Below are 17,960 nucleotides of genomic sequence, written 5' to 3'. Positions count from 1 at the left end.
CGGCCGGGAAAAAGTTTTCCGTTTTTTCCTGGCTATTTTTATTTGAAATATCTCCTATGGTATTTTTTCTTGGTGAAATAACCGATTTCCCGTAGTCCGAGAATCGGTATGGCAACACCAAACGAAAGGCAAAAGAACACGAACATCGCTTTTAGCCCATTGCTCGACGCCAAGGCTATTTGGGCAAGAATATCCGAAATCTTCTTTTCCGTAGTCACGATACTGATTAATGATATCAGTGCCTGGTAAGCGAACAAACCCGGGACCATCGGGATAAGTGCGCAAAACGAAAATATCAGCGACGGACTGTCGGTATGATGGGCGATCAGCATTCCGATTATGCTGATCGTAAAGGCGGCGACTAGTGTTCCAACCACAATATCCCCCCAATGGTAATGCATAACCAAATGCCTGACAGTATGGCCGATAGCTCCGAGAAGCCCAGCTGCCCAGAGGCTTTTGCGGGGCAAATTAAAGAGAACGGCGAACCCCAAAGCGGCGAAACTCGACCAAAGTGCGTCAAGTAGAACTTTATCCCATTCGATCATACCATGAAATTTTTCCAGGCTCCGAGCCCGAGGAGGAACATTGCGCACATAATACCCGCCGCGATGGAGGCTATTATGCCAGATGCCGTGAAGGCGCGTGCGATTCCGGTGGATACGTGTCCTTCGAGAATATCCAATCCAGCGCTGATCAGCGGTACGCCGGGAATCAGAAAAAGGACGGTTGTGGCGAGCGCGATATGCGAAGTCTCGCCTAAATTATAGATAACGCCTACGCTGGCGATCGTGCTTGCGGTAAACGAGGCCAATGTCACGGATATGAACAGATTGGCTTTAAGAGTCTTTTGGCGGACAAATAACCCGATAAACGTAGCGACAAAGGCTAGAAACATTCCGTAATAATCTCCGCCGAATAGTTTACAGAAAGCGCCGTCGGCAAGGCTGACCATCGCTAAGGTGGTGAGTCTGGAGTATCTGGGTTTCTTCTCAAGTTCGTCAAGCCGGGCTACAACCTGTTTGAGAGTGGTTTCTTTTTCCAGTACATCCCAAGAAAGGTGGCCAATTGCTGCAACCAAAGACAGGTTGACGCCGTGAATGGAGATACTGTGGCTTTTTACGCAACTGATTTTAGGGTCGTCTTTGTGGAACAAAGTGAAGGTGATCCCTCCGTATGTGATGAAAATGTCGACATCAAACCCGAACCCGTTGGCAAAACGTGTCAAAGTATTAACGATTCTGGCGGTATGCGCACCGGAAGCCATCAAGGTTTTGGCTACCCTGAACAGCAGGCTAGCTACTTCGTTCTCGTCTTCGGTAAAACATTTTCCTTGTCGCATCTTATTTGGTTTTCAAAATACTGAAATCAATTTTTCGGCCATAAATCGAAGCTTTTGGGATACGGCGTTAGTATTTTGGAGCTTATCGTGACTAAAGGCTTTTTCCGTAGCCAATGTCTTGAAAAAGGAAAAGGATTGCGCGATATTTCCATACCTGATAATGGGTGTCGATTTCCCCCAATTGCCGGAACCAAAGAGGTTATTTTGAGTGAGTTCGGTTTGGCGTTCCGGAAAAGGCGGGGCCTTAAGCAATATTTAGAAGAAGATGATAAGACGAGTTGAGATATTGAAGGCCTGGGTTGTGGCCTTGACCGTGTTTTTTGTGTTGCCAGCCAAAGCCCAGCGCAGGGCGGTGGAGAAGTTGGGGCCCGCCGTTAACAGCCCATTCGACGAGCGGTATCCGTGTTTTTCGCCGGACGGATCCCGATTGTATTTCACAAGACTTTATCACCCTGACAACAAGGGCGGGGGAAAAGACAAAGGTGATGTTTGGTATGTGGAGCTGGACGAAAAAGGAAACCCAAGCCCGGCGAAACAGCTCGGCGGGAAGGTGAACAACAAGTCCGAAAACCAGGTTTTGGGCTTTTCTCCTGACGGAAAAAAAATGTATCTGGCCTATAAATACGGCAAGAATAATGGCCGGTCGGAAGGGATTTCTGTTTCAAAATCCAAAGGAAGGTCATGGGGGGCGCCAAGCGATTTGGATTTTCCAACAATGAAAAACGACGCTGACCAACTGAACGGATCCGTTTCTCATGATGGAAAAGTGATGTTGTTGTCGATGCAGTCGTATGGAAGCTATGGTGCCGAAGACCTTTATGTTTCGTTCTTCAAAAACGGAAAGTGGAGCGATCCTAAAAACTTGGGTATGACGGTCAACTCGGGTTATCAGGAGATGACGCCGTATTTGGCCGCCGACAATAAAACGCTCTATTTCGCCAGCAATGGACATGGTGGTTTCGGGAGTTACGATATCTTCAAAACGGAAAGGCTTGACGATTCTTGGACTAATTGGACCAAGCCTCAAAACCTTGGAGAGAAAGTAAATTCTGCCGGACGTGAGTACTCATATCTCATTGGTCCTGACGGAGAGACGGCCTGGTATGTGTCAACTACTGATAGCCACGGTTACGGCGATATTAAGCGGATCAAAGTTCAAGATATTGGCCCAGCACCTAAGCAAGTGGCTGAGCGAGCTGTTTTGGAAGCCAATGTAGAAGTTCCTGTCAAACCGGAAATTGTGGCGGTTCCGACACCTGTCGCTGTTGTGGAAACACCAGAACCTGCTACCCAACCAGAGACGCCGGAAGTGCCTGCCAAACCTGTTCGGCCTGTAGCGGAACCTGCGGTGCCAGAAGGTCCGAAATGCAATGTCCTCTTGCGCTTGCGTGACGAAACCAACGGAAACGACATTGCCGGAGCAAAAGTTAGCGTTAACGGTGAAGTTTTGACGCCGACCGGAAGCGGAGCATTTTTGCTTTCTCGTGAGACAGAAGGCGAAATCGAGGTTGAAGCTGTGGCTGACGGTTATATGGTGGCTCATTCTTCCATTCTTGTAACCAAGGGGAAAACGGAAAGGGCACTTGCGCTGAAGCCGATCACGGTGGGTTCTGTGGTTAAGCTTGAGAATGTATTGTTCTCTCGCGCTTCGGATCAATTTCTCAAAGGTTCGAAAGAGGCGTTGAATGAAGTCGTAAGGCTGATGGAGGAAAACAAGGATATGGTCATCGAGATAGGCGGGCATACTGACAGTAACGGTACGGCGAAATTGAAGATGAAACTCTCGCAAGACCGCGCCGACAGGGTAAAGCGATACTTGGTGGAGCAAGGAATAGAAAAGAGACGCGTTAAAGCGAAAGGCTACGGAAGTAACCGTCCTGTTGCATCGAACAAATCCGAAGAAACCAGAAAACTAAACCGTAGGGTTGAGTTTACTATTCTGAAGAAATAGGAAACCTGATTTTAGGTGGAAAAAGAAACTCGCCTTCTTTTCATGGTCGAAGAGGAGGCGAGTTTCTGTTATATGGAAATATTTAAAAATATATAGCGCGATTTTTATGACGTTTCAAGAGTACCAAAAGCTGAGAGAGCAGGCGGACGTGTTGTTGGAGAAGATATTTGACTATAATCAATCGAATATGAATCGGGACATGAAGTTCGTAGCCAAAAGGTTGGGGATTTGGTCCGATGGGGCCATAGTGGCCGAGTCCGAGGAAGATGGTGAAGTGATCATGGATTATATCTTGCATGAGAAAAATCCGGACGGGAAGCGATTGGTTGACGATTTCTACGATTACGGTCCCGAGCTTGACGATTCCCTGGAAGAGATTGCTCTAAGCCACACGGAAGCTTTCGCTTCGGTATTTTTGGTGGACAGTGTCAATCCGAAATCAAAAACGGTGGTTGTCGAAGACCAGCTGGACGGGGAGTTAACAAGGTACGAAATCATGAACGAGGCGCTCGCCAATTCCGCAACACCGGAAACCCCTGTTTTTTTGCGTTTGGTGCCGTTTAAAGGGATGAATGTTACTACTGGCGTTCCGATTATGTTCAGCGAATATTCTTACGGGGAGTTCAAGAAAGGCTTGTCGTTGCTCAGAATGAAGAAAAGAGGGAATGTAAGTCCTGAGGACCTGTTTGTGCTGGCTTTCAAGAGGGGCGACGTGGGTACGACCGAGGGCTGATTTTACGGAAAACAGTAGCTCTTTTGTGAAAAAAATCGGCCGTCCCGAATATACGGGACGGCCGATTCTGTGAAGGGCGTGTTGTACCCGGAAGCAAATCAGTCTTTGATAAACCTTGGGTTCATAAGGTTTTCAACCGAAAGAATCTCATCCAGTTTTTCTTTGCTCAACAAGTTTTTTTCCAATACGATATCGTAAACTGAAGCGCCCGAGAGCAGAGCCTGCTTAGCGATACCTGCGGAAGTTTCGTAACCCAAAAGTGGGTTCAGCGCAGTCACGATGCCGATGCTTCCCATTACCATCTCGGCGCAACGCTCTGCGTTTGCGGTGATTCCTTCTACGCATTTGGTTGCCAAAACATCAAAACCGTTGATCATGATTTTGATGTTGTTAAAGAGGTTATAAGCGATTACCGGTTCCATCACGTTCAGCTGAAGCTGTCCGGCCTCGGCGGCCATTGTGATGGTAACGTCGGCGCCAATCACCTGATAAGCGATTTGGTTGACAACTTCCGGAATTACTGGATTCACTTTGCCCGGCATAATCGAAGAACCAGGTTGCATCTTTGGCAAGTTAATCTCGTTCAATCCTGCGCGAGGACCGGAAGACAAGAGACGCAAATCGTTGCAGATTTTGGAAATCTTTACTGCCACACGCTTAAATACGCCTGAAATCTGAACGTAAGCTCCGGTGTCGGAAGTTGCTTCCACCAAGTTTTCGGCCAATGTCACCGGAATTCCGGTCACTTCTCTCAAGTGTTGAGTGGCCAGTTCCGGGTAGCCTTCTGGAGCGTTAATAGTAGTGCCAATGGCCGTCGCGCCAAGGTTGACTTCGGTTAAAAGCGCTTGGGCTTCCTTGATTCTCCTGATGTCTTCACCGATAGTTACGGCAAAAGCGGTGAATTCCTGTCCAAGGGTCATCGGAACGGCGTCTTGAAGCTGGGTACGGCCCATTTTCAGGATCCCCTGGAATTCTTCGCCTTTTTTAGCGAACGACTCACGCAGGCGTTCCATGCTTTCGATCAGAAGGTCCATTTTCTCATGGAGAGCAACTCTGAAAGCGGTAGGGTACGCGTCGTTTGTCGATTGAGAAAAGTTTACGTGGTTGTTGGGGTGCACCACGTCATAACGGCCTTTTTCATAGCCCATGATTTCAAGAGCCTTATTCGCGATTACCTCGTTGGCATTCATGTTTGTAGAAGTGCCGGCGCCTCCTTGGATCATATCCACGGTAAACTGGTCGTTTAGCTCGCCTCTAATTACCGCTTCCGAAGCCAAGATAATCGCTTCCGCGACTTTCGGGTCAATAACGCCCAAGTCGCGGTTTGCCATCGCGGCGGCTTTCTTTACGTAGCCCAGTCCGCGTACTAGTGTTCTGCTGGTAGAGATGGGAATACCGGTGATGGGGAAGTTCTCCATCGCGCGGTAAGTCTGTACGCCGTAATACACGTCGTTAGGAATTTCCAATTCCCCGATAAAGTCGTGTTCCGTTCTTTTGTTATCGCTCATCCCTCTGTATGTTTGGCCGGAGAGTTTCCGGGGTGGGTCCCGTAATCTCCGTACGTTTGGTCATGAATTAATTTATGTCCGCGAATATGCGTTTTAGTAACGAAAAACGTTCGTGTAAATGATACAAATCGGCATCATCCCGATACGATTTATATCTGTCGCGAAGAAAGGGCGGGTGGCTTGCTTCGGTTTTAAGTTTTCGGCCTTTTTTAGGTTGTGGAGGCCGTTTTTACAAAGTTTTATTGAGAATAGTCTACCGAAAGCTAGAGTGTTTTTTCGCTTGATTATGACCTTTCTTTGATTTTGTATAAGTTGAAGGGTGGAATCGTCGATTCTCTAATTTTTCGGAAAAAATAACCGGAGGTTTTGTTCGGCTTCTGGAGACATTAAAACAGCTCGTTTATGCTTTCAAGTTGGGTTTTTATTGCCGTTTTGGTAGGTTATTTCGGTTTGTTGGTTGTGGTGGCCAAGCTCACGTCGAAAGGTGCCGACGACAAATCCTTTTTTACCGCCGACCGTAAATCGCCGTGGTATTTGGTGGCCTTCGGAATGATCGGGGCGGCCTTGTCCGGCGTTACTTTTATTTCCGTCCCGGGCGAAGTCGGTAATTCGAACCTTTCCTATTTCCAGTTATTGCTTGGCAACGTGGTCGGCTATTGGTTGGTCGCGTTCGGGCTGATACCTTTATACTATAAGCGAAACGTGGTGTCGGTCTACGAATACTTGCGTGACCGTTTCGGTGCCGGTTCCTATAAAACGGGTTCCGCTTTTTTCTTGTTGTCGCAATTGATCGGCGCTTCGTTCAGGCTTTATTTGGCGGCCTTGGTTCTCCAGCTCTTTTTCTTTGACGGTTGGGGAGTGCCGTTTCCAATGACTGTCGCTTTGGCTTTGGTGCTTATTTGGCTGTATACTTTCCGCGGAGGTATAAAGACGATTGTCTGGACCGATACGCTTCAGACCTTGTGCATGCTTTTGGCCGTAGGCAGTTGCGTGTATTGGGTAATGGACGATTTGGGAAGCGAATGGCCGGGATTGGCCGGTTTTCTTGAGGCGCACCCGAACGGAAATGCGGTGGTGACGGATTGGCAAGACAAACGCTTTTTCCTGAAAGAGTTTTTCGCCGGAGTGTTTTTGGCCGTGGTAATGGTGGGGCTTGACCAGAATATGATGCAAAAGAGCCTGACCTGCAAAAACAGCAAAGAATCGAAACGGAATATGGTGGCGTTTAGCTTAAGTTTTTTGGCCGTAAGTTCCCTTTTTCTTTTTCTCGGCCTTTTACTGTATTCGTACATGGCTAAGCACGGAATCGAATTGCCTAACCGTTCGGATGAGTTGTTTCCGTATTTGGCCCTAAACCATTTCGGCGGGCTTACGTCCGTGCTTTTTCTTCTTGGCGTTACGGCGGCGGCGTATTCCAGCGCCGATTCTTCCCTCACGGCGCTGACAACCAGTTTTTGCGTCGATATTCTGGGAGGGAAGAAAACCTACGGAGAAAACACCCGCCGGTACGTGCATATCGGTTTTACGGTGGCCGCTTTCGCTACTATTATGTTGTTCTGGTCCATGAACGACCAAAGCGTTGTCCGTTCAGTTTTCAAAGTGGCGGGATATACTTACGGGCCGTTGCTCGGCCTTTTCGCTTATGGGCTTTTCCGTAAAAAAGCGATTCGTGACGCTTGGGTTCCCGTAGTTTGCCTTCTTTCGCCGGTGTTGACATATTTCGTGAACGCCAACTCCGAGGCGTGGCTGTTTGGTTACCGTTTCGGTCATGAGTTGTTGTTGCTGAACGGATTGCTGACTTTTGTGGCTTTGGAATGCATAAGTCTCGGGAAGCCGGAAACGGTAAACGAAAAGAAAATTAAGATAGGGCAGGGGAACTAAATCCTTGCCGATGTTTTTTTGTTTAACACTAAAACCGCTATATTTGCGGTTCGAATTTCAAAAATAAACCGCAACTATATTAGTTATGGAATTGAAAAATTATGAGACGGTATTCATTTTGACTCCCGTTTTGTCTGAAGATCAGATGAAGGATACTGTCGAGAAGTTTGTGGGTACGTTGAAAAACAACGGTGCTGAGATCGTGAATCACGAGAACTGGGGATTGAAGAAACTTGCTTACCCAATCCAGCACAAAACTACTGGCTTCTACACATTGGTAGAGTTCAAAGCTCCTTCGGAAGCAATCGACGCTCTTGAGACTGAGTACCGTCGCGACGAGCAGGTATTGCGCTTTTTGACTATCGCTCTTGACAAGCACGCTTTGGCGTTCAGCGAGAAGAGACGCGCTGGTAAATTCAACAAAAAAGAAGAAAAATCTAACGAGGAGGGCTAAGTCATGACTTTAGTTAACGAACCAATCAATAGAAACGAAAACCGCAAGAAGTACTGTCGCTTCAAGAAGCACGGCATCAAGTACGTTGATTACAAAGACGCCAACTTCTTGTTGAAGTTTGTGAACGAGCAAGGAAAAATCTTGCCTCGTCGTATCACTGGTACTTCGGTTAAGTTCCAAAAGAAAGTTTCCCAGGCGATCAAGCGCGCGCGCCACTTGGCTTTGATGCCATATGTTGGTGACTCGTTGAAGTAAATCGCTCGTTTTTAGTAATCATTGAAAAAAGAGAAAGATCAATGGAAATTATCTTGACTCAAAATATCAAGGGCCTGGGCTTTAAGAACGACATCGTTACTGTAAAGGCAGGTTACGGACGTAACTACTTGATCCCTCAAGGTTACGCCATCTTGGCTACTGTTTCTAACAAGAAGCAAATTGCTGAGAACATTAAGCAAGCCGCTCACAAAGCCGAGAAAATCAAGGCTGACGCGGAAGCTTTGGCAAACGCTATCGGAACTACTAAGATCACTATCTCAACCAAAGCTGGCGAGAACGGTAAGATCTTCGGTTCTATCACTCCTTTGCAGTTGGCTGACTGCTTGAAGGAAAAAGGTTTCGATATCGACCGTAAGCAAATTTCTTTGGACAGCGACGCCAAATTCGTTGGTGAGTACACTGCTACTATCGCTTTGCACAAAGAAGTTAAGCACGAAATCACTGTTGAGGTTGTAGCTGAGTAAGCTGACCCCAATAAAGAAATACAAAAGCCCTCTTTCTTAGAGGGTTTTTTTTTGCCTTAATATTTCCGCGTATTTAGCGTGTGGCATTTTGTCATGTTTTTCGTGTTGGCCCCGAAAGCACTGACAGTTTTTCGAAAAAGCGTTTTCTTGAAAATTCGGGCTCTTTCGCCATTATTATTTTGAGTCTTAGGGTTCTATCGGAATGCGTGTCGGGAATTGTTTTTGAAAAATGCGCCAAAGTGTCACGTTAGTTAAGTTGGCACGGGAAATGATAAAAGCTAGGGTGTCTTTCGGGACAAGAATCTGAAACAAATTTTTATACTTTAATAAAAATCGCGAACTAAAATGTCAGAAGTAAAAGCAAAGCCATTAGGGGACAAGGTTCTCATCGAGCCGGCTCCAGCGGAAGTTAAAACCGCTTCAGGACTCTATATTCCAGACACGGCAAAAGAGAAGCCGCTTCAGGGAAAAATAGTGGCTGTTGGCCCTGGCACTAAGGACGAGCCGATGACGGTTAAAGTGGGAGACCAAGTGTTGTATGGCAAGTACTCAGGCACAGAGGTGAACTACGAAGGCGTAGACTACCTGATCATGAAAGAGTCTGAGATTCTTTTGATCCTTTGATTTTCCCGTTTTTAACATCTTTCATTTTAAAACAGAATAGACATGGCTAAAGAGATCGTATTCGAGATTGAGGCTAGAGATAGATTGAAAAAAGGCGTTAACGTTATCGCCGACGCCGTTAAGGTAACTTTGGGACCTAAAGGTCGCAACGTAATCCTCGACAAAAAATTCGGCGCTCCTCACGTAACCAAAGACGGTGTGTCTGTTGCTAAGGAGATCGAACTGAAGGATCCTGTAGAGAACATGGGCGCTCAGTTGGTAAAAGAAGTTGCTTCTAAAACTAACGACGACGCCGGTGACGGTACTACTACCGCTACTGTTTTGACTCAGGCTATCTTCAACAACGGTATCAAAAACGTTACTGCCGGTGCCAACCCAATGGACATCAAGCGCGGTATCGACGCTGCCGTTGCTTTGGTTGTTGACGGATTGCGTTCGCAGTCTAAAGAAATCGAAACTAACGACGAGATCGCTCAGGTGGCTTCGATTTCAGCTAACAACGACAAGGAAATCGGTGGTATGATCGCCGAAGCGATGGAGAAAGTTGGCAAAGACGGTGTTATCACTGTTGAGGAAGCTAAAGGTACTGAAACTGAGGTTAAGACTGTAGAAGGTATGCAGTTTGACCGCGGTTACCTTTCTCCTTACTTTGTTACCGATACTGAGAAAATGGAAGCCGAGCTTGAGAATCCTTACATCTTGATCTACGACAAGAAGATCTCGACTATGAAGGATTTGATGCCGATTCTTGAGCCTGTAGCTCAGAGCGGAAGACCTTTGTTGATCATCGCTGAAGACGTTGACGGCGAGGCTTTGGCTACTTTGGTAGTTAACAAAATCCGCGGAACGCTGAAAATCGCTGCTGTTAAGGCTCCGGGCTTCGGTGACCGTCGTAAGGCTATGTTGGAAGACATCGCTATCTTGACTGGTGGTACTGTTATTTCTGAAGAGCGTGGATTCAACTTGGAGTCTGCTACTTTGGATATGCTCGGAACCGCTGAGAAAGTAAACATCGACAAAGACAACACTACTGTTGTTAACGGTGCTGGCAACGAGGACACTATCAAAGGTCGCGTTAACGAAATCAAGTCGCAGATCGAGAACACTTCTTCTGACTACGACCGTGAGAAGTTGCAGGAGCGTTTGGCTAAGTTGTCAGGCGGTGTTGCTATCATCTACATCGGTGCCGCTACCGAGGTTGAGATGAAGGAGAAGAAAGACCGTGTAGACGATGCGTTGCACGCCACTCGCGCCGCCGTTCAGGAAGGTGTGGTTCCTGGTGGTGGAGTTGCTTTGATCCGCGCTATCGAGGCTCTCGAAAACCTTGAGGAAAAAGTTGAGAACGAAGACCAGGCTACTGGTGTAAACATCGTTGAACGCGCAATCGAGTCCCCTCTCCGCGCTATCGTAGAGAACGCCGGTGGTGAAGGATCGGTTATCGTTCAGAAGATCAAAGAAGGAGAAGGTGACTACGGTTACAACGCTCGCGAAGACAAGTTCGAGAACTTGTTGTCCGCTGGTGTTATCGACCCGACTAAAGTTACTCGTTTGGCTTTGGAGAATGCCGCTTCTATCGCGTCATTGCTCTTGACTACCGAGTGTGTGGTTGCTGACCAGGAAGAAGAAGCTCCTGCTATGCCAGCCGGTGCCCCAGGTATGGGCGGTGGCATGCCAGGCATGATGTAATCGAGCATCTACTCATAGTTATAAAAAGAAAGCCGTCCCGATCTGGGGCGGCTTTCGTCGTTTATTGATAGAGTATGTTTGTTGCGGGAGTGTTCCTTATTTTTCTATTCTCAGTCTTTGTCATCATCTCCTAATATTTCCTGAATAGGTTGCCCCGTACATCCTGAAGGAAATTTCGTCTGAAGCATAATGGACAATGTGGCGGCGATATCGGTTACGGGATGATACTTTGAGGATGATCCGTGCGGAACATTTGCGCCGAACCACAGCATTGGGATATTGGTGTCGTAAGTGTAAGGCGATCCGTGTGTAGTCCCTTTTTTGTTGAACCACTGGATGTATCCGGGCTTTTGGGCGAAGATCACATCACCGCAACGCTGTGGCATATAGCCACGAACCATAAACCCTTTGATGCCGCCTTCGTTATAGTCTGCCTTGTAAACGGTGTTGCCGGTGTAAGCTCTCGAGACCATCTCATTGGCCATCAATGCTTCTTTTACGGCTTCGGAGGCCTCTTCAATGTTTACTTTTTCGCGCTTGAGCAATGCGCGGTCAAGGTAAACTTGCATAAAGTCCATACTCTCAACCCAGAGACCCATCCCGAATTTTTCTGACAAAGCGTCGTTGATTTGCTCTTTAGCCTCTTTGCCGTTGAAATACCCTCCGGGAAATTTATTGTCTTTCAGAAATTCCGGATTCGCTGTGGCGGCGTGGTCGGCGGTTAGGAATACGGTGTATTCGCTTTTGCCTATGTGTTCGTCTAGAAAGGCCAGCAAATCGCTGATTAGGCCGTCTAGGCGAACGTAAGTGTCTTCGATTTCTTCGGAGCGAGGCCCGTATCGGTGTCCGATGATGTCGGGCGAGGAGTAGCTGACCGCCAAAAAGTCCGTTTCTTTACCCTGTCCGAGTTTTTCGCTTTTGACGGCCGAAAAAACAAGCTCGGTCAGGATAGTATTGCCGAAGGGTGTGCTGGGGATAATGCCGTAACGGTCTTTTCCCCGTTTGCCCTCGGAAAGCTTTTGCAGGTCATAGGGGAATTTGTCGTTGGCGTTTAGTCCGTTTTCGTATTTGGAATGATGGGTGTCGCTGACGGTGTAGGCTTCTTTGGGCAACAGCCTGTTCCAAGTCTTTTTTAGGAATTTGTCAGGTAAGTCTTTCTTGTTGAACTTCTCAACCCAGCCTGGGAGCGCTTCCATATAGTATGTGGAGGTGACGAAATCGCCGGTATTGAAGTCGTACCAAAAGGCACCGTTGGGGTTGTGGCCACCGGGAAGTACGGACGCGCGGTCTTTAATGGAAAGCGCGATCACTTTTGATTTGAAATTGGACGCCAGCTTCAGTTCGTCGGTGATTGTAGTGGTGAGCAAGCGGTTTGGCGAGGCTTTTCCCGCGTCTGTTTTGGAGCCTACGGTATGGAAACGCTTGTCTTCGACGCAGTAGACTTTCTCTTTGAGTGTTCGGTCGTACCAGTTGTTGCTTACTATGCCGTGATAAGCTGGGGTAGTGCCTGTATAAATGGAAGCGTGTCCGGGGCCTGTGGCCGTGGGTACGTAGTTGATATGGGTATTGCTGAACATATAGCCTTCGCCCATAAGTCTTTTGAATCCGTCTTCGCCAAAGTTTGGGGCGAAGCGGTAAAGGTATTCTTGCCTCATTTGGTCAATGACAATGCCGACTACCAGCTTTGGTTTTTTCTCTTGCGCGATAGCGTTACCGCACCATGCGAATAAAAATGCGATTAGCGTTCCGTAGATTCTTCCCATATGAATAAGCCTTCAATTTGTTGCCTTTCCGATACGTGGACTTATGTTTTCGTCCCCGTATGCGGTTGTTTGGACAATCAAATTGAAGGCTTCTTGTTTTTGGAACGCGCCTTTAAGGTCTTAAGATGTGGTTTTTTCGATTAAATACACACTTTGTGCGAGTGTTGGCGGTTATGGTTGGTTAAATGTAAAGCCTGTCGGGATGACGCCTACTCGAAAAGAATCGACGGGGTGACCGTTGGGGCGGAAGCGGTAGGCGATGCCTCGCCGGAGGTAGTCCAGCGCGTCGCCGACGTAGATTAGGCCTGTGCCCGGCTCAATGTCCATTGCGTAAAACTTCTCCCTTTGCGGGATGTACGCGTTCGGATTAAGCTCCGGAGCGTCGATTGGGTGACGGCATACGCCTCCGTTAAGGAAGTATAGCGTGTCGGCGGTTTCGTTTGAGCGGAGGTTGCCGGGCGCTATCACGGCTTCGTTGGGGAAGGGGAAGGTTTTTTCCACCTTCATGGTAAATGGGTTGAGGCGAACGAGATTGGGCTGGTCTTGCAAGCCTCCGTCGCAGAGGACCCAGGCTTTTCTGCGTTGGTCCATCACTATACTGGACGGGCCTTTGGGCAATGCTACGCTGTCCACTACTTCATCGGTGCGGGTATCGATTTTAAGCAAGACTTCTCCGCCTTCCCTTTTGTCTTTCGTGGTTCTCTTTTTTGTGACCAAGGCATAGTTTTCGAATAGGATTAGCCCTTCGGTCCAGCCGCTTACCGGGATTTTGCCTGAGATCTTTTCGTTTTCCAGGTCCACTATCCACACGCAGTCGACGTACAGTTCGGTTAGGTAGGCTTTCTTGGTATTAATGGGGAGTAAGTATCTGGGGCTTCCGCCTGGAACTTCTATAGTGCCTGTCCATTTTATGGTGCCCGGATCCGTGACGATTACCCGTTCGGAATTGTTGATGACGATGTAGCCCTTGCCTTTGTAGATGGTCATGGACTGCGATACGTTGCCTAGTTCGGAGTCGTTGATCTGGCGAAAGATTTTTGATTCGGTTTCGCGGTGGCCGTCTATCCACGGCGATTTTTCGGGAGAGAAGAACGAGAGCGTCCCGACTCCCCAATCGAAATTTCCTTCGTTCAATACAAACACTCCGTTTGTGTAATTGCCCGACGGAGGCTTATAGTTCTCGACCAAGGCATCCTCGGGATCGTTGCAGGCTAAGGTTGTTGCTAAAATTCCTGCGATAATGGCCAGTCTTCTCACATGGCTAAAGAGCTTGGAGCTAGTTGTCCCTTTTTGGCCTTCCGAAGCGGTATATTTCATCTCTGTCCTAATCATCGGCGTTCCTTTTTACTTGGTCTTCGGTTTGGGGTTCAGTCCGTAGTTTAGCGTAAGGCTGTAGTATCGCCCCGGCATCGGGCGTCGGGCTACGGACTGGTATGTGTAGTCAAACAGGTTGCTGGCTTTAAGTCGGAGACCGAAATTGTTTCGTCCCGAAGCCCAGTTTCTGCCTACGCTTAAGTTGGTGAGGTAGTATGGCGCCAGATGTTCGTCTTCCTGTTCCTCTTTGGTTCTGATATTCCTTTTTCCGTAGGCTAGTTGTTCCGCTACAGCGTACCAGCCTTTGTGGCTTACTCGTAATGTGGCATTAAAATTATGTTTGGGCACGTAGATCATCTGTTCGCCCACAATATCATCGTTGCCGTCATAGCTTTTCTGGTTTTCCGATATTATATAAGAGTAGTTGACTCTGGCTTCCGTAGTCCAGCCGTTGACAGTATAGCGTGCGCCTAAGGAATTCTCAAGTCCGCGCGAGTATACTTCCCTCAGGTTTTCCGGGGCCCAGAGGTTGCGTACGCCTGGGCGCCATACGATCCAGTTATCCACTAACGAGGCATAGGCGGTTAAACTGTAGTCGAAGTGCCAGTTGTCCTGAAGAATGACCCAGTCGGTGCCGAGCTCGATGGAATTGCCTTCTTCCGGAAGCAAATCGGGGTTGCCTACCGGAAAGTAATACCTGTCGTTGAGGCTGGGGGCGTGGAAGCTCTTGGAAACGTTGGCTCGGACTGTTCCGCTAACGCCACGGTGGTTTATTACTTGATAGTTCGCCCCCAGAGAGGGTAGCAATGGCTTTGCGTCGCCGTCAATCCACTGTTGACGGAGCAGGAACGATATTTCCAACGCTTCGGCCGGGTGCCATTCTACGCTGGAATAAATGTCGAAGGTGGTCTGCGTGCGCCTTACGGTATTGCCGGATTCCAGATCTTGGTAATCGTCCGTGTCCGCTTCGTCGTGACGGAGATTGTAGCCGCTGTTCAGGTATACTTTCTCCCCGAATTTGAAATTGGCCACCCCGTTCAGGAAATAACTGTCGGTGACACTCTCCGAATCGGTTTTGGTCTTCGGGTCAGAGTAGTCGAGTTGTTCCCTTACATAGGCGGCGCGCTGTATGAAGTTCTTGTTTTCGTCGTTGTGTTTCCATTCCAACATCGTGCGGAGTGTCTCATCCTTCTGGTTGTCGTCGCCGGGCTTCTGGTTCATTGGCGAGGAAAGGTTTCTGTCGCTGTCCTGATACCAAACCCTGGCGGCTAGGGTTCCGTGTTGTCCCACGGATCTATAAACTTCCTGAAGAACACTCCACTGTCGCAATTCGGCGTTTTCGTTGGTTTGGGTAGGGTAGTCTTCGTCTTCGTGACTCTCTTTTTGGGAAGTGTTCACGAATTCAAAGTCGTTGTCGGCGGTTTTGTAAAAGATTTTCGTTACGCCTTGCCAAGTGCCGTTGCCGTAATTAAGCCCGACATTGGACGTGTAAGTCCCGAAACTGCCTACATATTGCGTGGCGTTGATCTCGAAGCCCCGGATAGCGTCAGGATTACTGCCGAGACGGATAGCTCCGCCCAAGCCTCCCGTTCCGTAAAGTAGGCTGGAAGCCCCGAAGTTGACGTCTATCATATCCGAAAAGCCGATCGGGAGCAAAGAGAGGTCGGTCTGGCCCATAGTGGGCGAGTTCAGGTTTATTCCGTTCCAGTACACCTGCGTATGGCTGGCGCCCGTGCCTCTGAATGACGGGGTAGCCAAGCCGCCGGGTCCGTAGCTCTTGATGAAGATGGATGTTTTCATCGTAAGCACTTCGGCTAGGTTTTCCGAGCGGTATTCCTTTAGCGTAAGCGTGTCGATCGTTTGGTTTTTGAACCCGGAACGTTCCAGTATACGGCTGTCAATGACTTGAATATCGGGGAGCACAATTAACGTGTCCATGAAATCGATTATTTTCTCTTGCGCTGTCGCGATATTTCCGACAGTTGTCAAAAGAATAAAGAGGGGTAGTATTTTATTTAAGTAGAATCCTTTCATCACGATGCCGTATTTGGGCTCTTCCCTTCGGGTAAAGAAATCTTTGCTAATGGAATTGGATGCGCAGTTATAAAAATTACGCCGGAGTACATCGACCTTACGTACATGACAATAGAATTGGTAGTACGAGTCGAAGAAACTGTGCCGTAGCCAATAGAATTGGTTGCATGAGTCGAAGAAACTATGCCGTAGCCAATGAAATTGGTCGCATGAGTCGAAGAAACTGTGCCGTAGCCAATAAAATTGGTCGCATGGGTTGAAGAAACTATGCCCAAGCCAATGGAATTGGTTGCGTAAGTCGATTTGGCCTTATCAGGGCCAATAATAATGGGTGTCGAACAAGACGAAATAATGCCGGGATCAGATGAAACGATTCCGGAAGGAACAAAACCGGGCCTTTGCGAAGGCAAAACGGCGTCCCTGTGCTTTTGTGAAAAGTCAAAAGTGCATTTTTCTCCCATATAAGGATAAAAATCCTTGCCGAATCGGGTATGTGCCGATGACGACGGGTACGTATGGAGCAACAATCGCATAACTTTTCAATGCAAATGAAATAAGATCCGCTCCGGGTATGCAGGCATGCTGACGCTTGCCGCGCCCACGGAGCGGAATCGGGTAGCCCTCAGGCCGGGCGGACCAAAGCCTTGAGAAGAGGCTTTGCCGGTCTGGGCACCCAGTGTTTTAGAACTTCGAAAGGTCGGCGGCTCCGGAGATTTCGGTGGAAACCTCGCCGAGGTTGCCGGCGTCTTTGTTTACCGCGCACTGTACCTTGATAAAGCGGATAGAAGAAAGGGTTACCGCTTTGCCTTCGGCGTCAATGGCGTTTGAAATGTCTATACGGTCACCGCCCGAGGTATTGTCGGCGTAGCCCTTGCCGTAGCTTGGGTTGATTATGTGTCCGGCTGTATCGTCGTGTTTGGTGCGGGCGGGCAACAGGGTTCCGCGGAGGGTGTAGCTGTCGTCTTCAATCCACTTTGGAAAGTATTCCTGCTCGTGGTAGCCATTCCGCTTAATGGCTCCGGAGTTGCCTTTGTTGTCAGTCCAAGGAACATCGGCGGTAGCACTGGCCGGACGCTTGTAGGTGATCTCGTAGTCACGGTGAACGCCTTCGTCGTCGTGCGCTTCGCCTTTGATTTCGTACCAAGTATCGTCGGGTTTGCCGTTGCCGTTTTCGTCTTGCATCACGAAAACGATTCCCGGCTCGGAACTGCCCTCGAAGGCGTTGCCGTAGATAATGATGTCCTCTTCGGAGCCATTGCTGACGTCGTGATCAAAGCCCGCAATGATATATCCGCCGAATCCGCCGAGGGTGATAAGTGACCCTTCCTTGCCGATGATGTCTTTGCCGGAGTCTTTTTCCCCGAGCGAGGTGTTGACAAATTGTCCCGGAGCGGGTGCGTATTCGAATACCTCGCTAAGGTACGCGTTGTCGGGAGCGGGGTTGTCGCCGGGCGTGACGGTTACATTGAATTTGACCGAATCGGCTTGAGCGCCGTTCTGGACTTTAAATTTTACGGTGAATTCACCGGGCGCCGAGCTCTGGAAAATATGCGTAGAGGTGGTGGCGACAGTGACGCCTTTCTCGATCCATTGGTATACGGGTGCGTCGCCTTCGTTTTTTACGCTGGGGCTAAGTAAAAGTGTCTCGTTAACCTTGGTGTTGAATCCCTGTGAGGGGATATCCCAAACGATATCGAGTTTTGGAACGACGGGATCGTCGCTGTCGCTGGAGCAGGCGCCGAGGAAGGCGGCTCCTAACAAAACTGTAAGTGTGCGGCGTAGATTCATAGGCCAAACCTTGTGTTAGAAGGTATATATCGTAAACAAAAAGGTGAAACCCGGCATGTCCGGTGTTCCATATTCAAATTTCATCGAAGCGGATGGATTAACCAACCCGCAGGGTTATGATGCTCATCAGTTATGGGCTGGG

15 protein-coding genes are annotated in these 17,960 nt (G+C 48.5%); 8 read left to right on the top strand and 7 right to left on the bottom strand.

Annotation, left to right across the window (positions count from 1 at the left end; translation table 11 throughout):
* Window positions 1-38: 38 nt before the first annotated feature.
* Together AABK39_RS10485 and AABK39_RS10480 are read right to left on the bottom strand one after the other, a co-directional pair.
* Window positions 39-548, bottom strand: coding sequence for a threonine/serine exporter family protein (locus AABK39_RS10485; protein ID WP_338391298.1), 510 nt, complete (start codon window positions 546-548; stop codon window positions 39-41).
* A complete protein-coding gene (locus tag AABK39_RS10480) occupies window positions 545-1,342 on the bottom strand; it encodes a threonine/serine exporter family protein (RefSeq protein ID WP_338391297.1) in 798 nt (265 codons plus the stop codon). The genes AABK39_RS10485 and AABK39_RS10480 overlap by 4 nt, the downstream gene beginning before the upstream one ends.
* Window positions 1,343-1,607: 265 nt before the next feature.
* Between AABK39_RS10480 and AABK39_RS10475 the strand changes: the two genes are divergently transcribed.
* Entirely contained in the window at window positions 1,608-3,293 is a 1,686-nt protein-coding gene (locus AABK39_RS10475) for an OmpA family protein (RefSeq protein WP_338391296.1), read from the top strand.
* 106 nt (window positions 3,294-3,399) lie between these two features.
* The gene (locus AABK39_RS10470) at window positions 3,400-4,026 is read left to right on the top strand and encodes a hypothetical protein (RefSeq protein ID WP_338391295.1); all 627 of its coding nucleotides are present in this window, start codon (window positions 3,400-3,402) and stop codon (window positions 4,024-4,026) included.
* 98 nt (window positions 4,027-4,124) lie between these two features.
* Here the strand turns inward: AABK39_RS10470 and aspA are convergent, their stop codons facing one another.
* Complete coding sequence (aspA, locus tag AABK39_RS10465) at window positions 4,125-5,534, bottom strand: aspartate ammonia-lyase (protein WP_338391294.1); 1,410 nt, start codon at window positions 5,532-5,534, stop codon at window positions 4,125-4,127.
* Window positions 5,535-5,936: 402 nt separating this feature from the next.
* Between aspA and AABK39_RS10460 the strand changes: the two genes are divergently transcribed.
* The 6 genes from AABK39_RS10460 (at window position 5,937) to groL (ending at window position 10,919) form a co-directional block, all read left to right on the top strand.
* Entirely contained in the window at window positions 5,937-7,415 is a 1,479-nt protein-coding gene (locus tag AABK39_RS10460; protein WP_338391293.1) for a sodium:solute symporter, read from the top strand.
* 85 nt (window positions 7,416-7,500) lie between these two features.
* Window positions 7,501-7,869, top strand: coding sequence for a 30S ribosomal protein S6 (gene rpsF, locus AABK39_RS10455; RefSeq protein ID WP_338391292.1), 369 nt, complete (start codon window positions 7,501-7,503; stop codon window positions 7,867-7,869).
* Between the two features lie 3 nt (window positions 7,870-7,872).
* Complete coding sequence (rpsR, locus tag AABK39_RS10450) at window positions 7,873-8,124, top strand: 30S ribosomal protein S18 (RefSeq protein WP_338391291.1); 252 nt, start codon at window positions 7,873-7,875, stop codon at window positions 8,122-8,124.
* Window positions 8,125-8,165: 41 nt separating this feature from the next.
* A complete protein-coding gene (rplI, locus tag AABK39_RS10445) occupies window positions 8,166-8,609 on the top strand; it encodes a 50S ribosomal protein L9 (protein WP_338391290.1) in 444 nt (147 codons plus the stop codon).
* Window positions 8,610-8,954: 345 nt separating this feature from the next.
* Entirely contained in the window at window positions 8,955-9,233 is a 279-nt protein-coding gene (locus tag AABK39_RS10440) for a co-chaperone GroES (RefSeq protein ID WP_338391289.1), read from the top strand.
* Window positions 9,234-9,275: 42 nt separating this feature from the next.
* A complete protein-coding gene (groL, locus tag AABK39_RS10435; protein WP_338391288.1) occupies window positions 9,276-10,919 on the top strand; it encodes a chaperonin GroEL in 1,644 nt (547 codons plus the stop codon).
* A 110-nt stretch (window positions 10,920-11,029) separates the two neighbouring features.
* On the opposite strand, the gene pafA is transcribed toward groL, so the two are convergent.
* The 4 genes from pafA to AABK39_RS10415 all read right to left on the bottom strand — a co-directional run bounded on the left by pafA (window position 11,030) and on the right by AABK39_RS10415 (window position 17,818).
* The gene (gene pafA / locus AABK39_RS10430) at window positions 11,030-12,682 is read right to left on the bottom strand and encodes an alkaline phosphatase PafA (protein ID WP_338391287.1); all 1,653 of its coding nucleotides are present in this window, start codon (window positions 12,680-12,682) and stop codon (window positions 11,030-11,032) included.
* 171 nt (window positions 12,683-12,853) lie between these two features.
* Window positions 12,854-14,014: a YncE family protein gene (locus AABK39_RS10425; protein ID WP_338391286.1), complete on the bottom strand. Its 1,161-nt coding sequence runs from the start codon at window positions 14,012-14,014 to the stop codon at window positions 12,854-12,856.
* A gap of 12 nt (window positions 14,015-14,026) precedes the next feature.
* Window positions 14,027-15,934 (bottom strand): TonB-dependent receptor, encoded by a 1,908-nt coding sequence (locus tag AABK39_RS10420; RefSeq protein ID WP_338391285.1) that lies wholly within the window; start codon window positions 15,932-15,934, stop codon window positions 14,027-14,029.
* 777 nt (window positions 15,935-16,711) lie between these two features.
* Complete coding sequence (locus tag AABK39_RS10415) at window positions 16,712-17,818, bottom strand: PKD-like domain-containing protein (RefSeq protein WP_338391284.1); 1,107 nt, start codon at window positions 17,816-17,818, stop codon at window positions 16,712-16,714.
* Between the last annotated feature and the right edge of the window lie 142 nt (window positions 17,819-17,960).

The organism is Fulvitalea axinellae (genome assembly GCF_036492835.1).
Classification (GTDB): Bacteria; Bacteroidota; Bacteroidia; order Cytophagales; family Cyclobacteriaceae; genus Fulvitalea; species Fulvitalea axinellae.
This window is presented reverse-complemented; position numbering and strand designations above follow the sequence as displayed.

Bases quoted from the DNA above. Each gene is read 5' to 3' on its own strand.
- rplI (WP_338391290.1), top strand. From the start codon at position 8,166: ATGGAAATTATCTTGACTCAAAATATCAAGGGCCTGGGCTTTAAGAAC.
- rpsR (WP_338391291.1), top strand. From the start codon at position 7,873: ATGACTTTAGTTAACGAACCAATCAATAGAAACGAAAACCGCAAGAAG.
- AABK39_RS10420 (WP_338391285.1), bottom strand. From the start codon at position 15,934: ATGGACACGTTAATTGTGCTCCCCGATATTCAAGTCATTGACAGCCGT.
- AABK39_RS10480 (WP_338391297.1), bottom strand. From the start codon at position 1,342: ATGCGACAAGGAAAATGTTTTACCGAAGACGAGAACGAAGTAGCTAGC.
- AABK39_RS10415 (WP_338391284.1), bottom strand. From the start codon at position 17,818: ATGAATCTACGCCGCACACTTACAGTTTTGTTAGGAGCCGCCTTCCTC.
- AABK39_RS10440 (WP_338391289.1), top strand. From the start codon at position 8,955: ATGTCAGAAGTAAAAGCAAAGCCATTAGGGGACAAGGTTCTCATCGAG.
- AABK39_RS10485 (WP_338391298.1), bottom strand. From the start codon at position 548: ATGATCGAATGGGATAAAGTTCTACTTGACGCACTTTGGTCGAGTTTC.
- AABK39_RS10470 (WP_338391295.1), top strand. From the start codon at position 3,400: ATGACGTTTCAAGAGTACCAAAAGCTGAGAGAGCAGGCGGACGTGTTG.
- pafA (WP_338391287.1), bottom strand. From the start codon at position 12,682: ATGGGAAGAATCTACGGAACGCTAATCGCATTTTTATTCGCATGGTGC.
- AABK39_RS10460 (WP_338391293.1), top strand. From the start codon at position 5,937: ATGCTTTCAAGTTGGGTTTTTATTGCCGTTTTGGTAGGTTATTTCGGT.
- AABK39_RS10425 (WP_338391286.1), bottom strand. From the start codon at position 14,014: ATGATTAGGACAGAGATGAAATATACCGCTTCGGAAGGCCAAAAAGGG.
- aspA (WP_338391294.1), bottom strand. From the start codon at position 5,534: ATGAGCGATAACAAAAGAACGGAACACGACTTTATCGGGGAATTGGAA.
- rpsF (WP_338391292.1), top strand. From the start codon at position 7,501: ATGGAATTGAAAAATTATGAGACGGTATTCATTTTGACTCCCGTTTTG.
- AABK39_RS10475 (WP_338391296.1), top strand. From the start codon at position 1,608: ATGATAAGACGAGTTGAGATATTGAAGGCCTGGGTTGTGGCCTTGACC.
- groL (WP_338391288.1), top strand. From the start codon at position 9,276: ATGGCTAAAGAGATCGTATTCGAGATTGAGGCTAGAGATAGATTGAAA.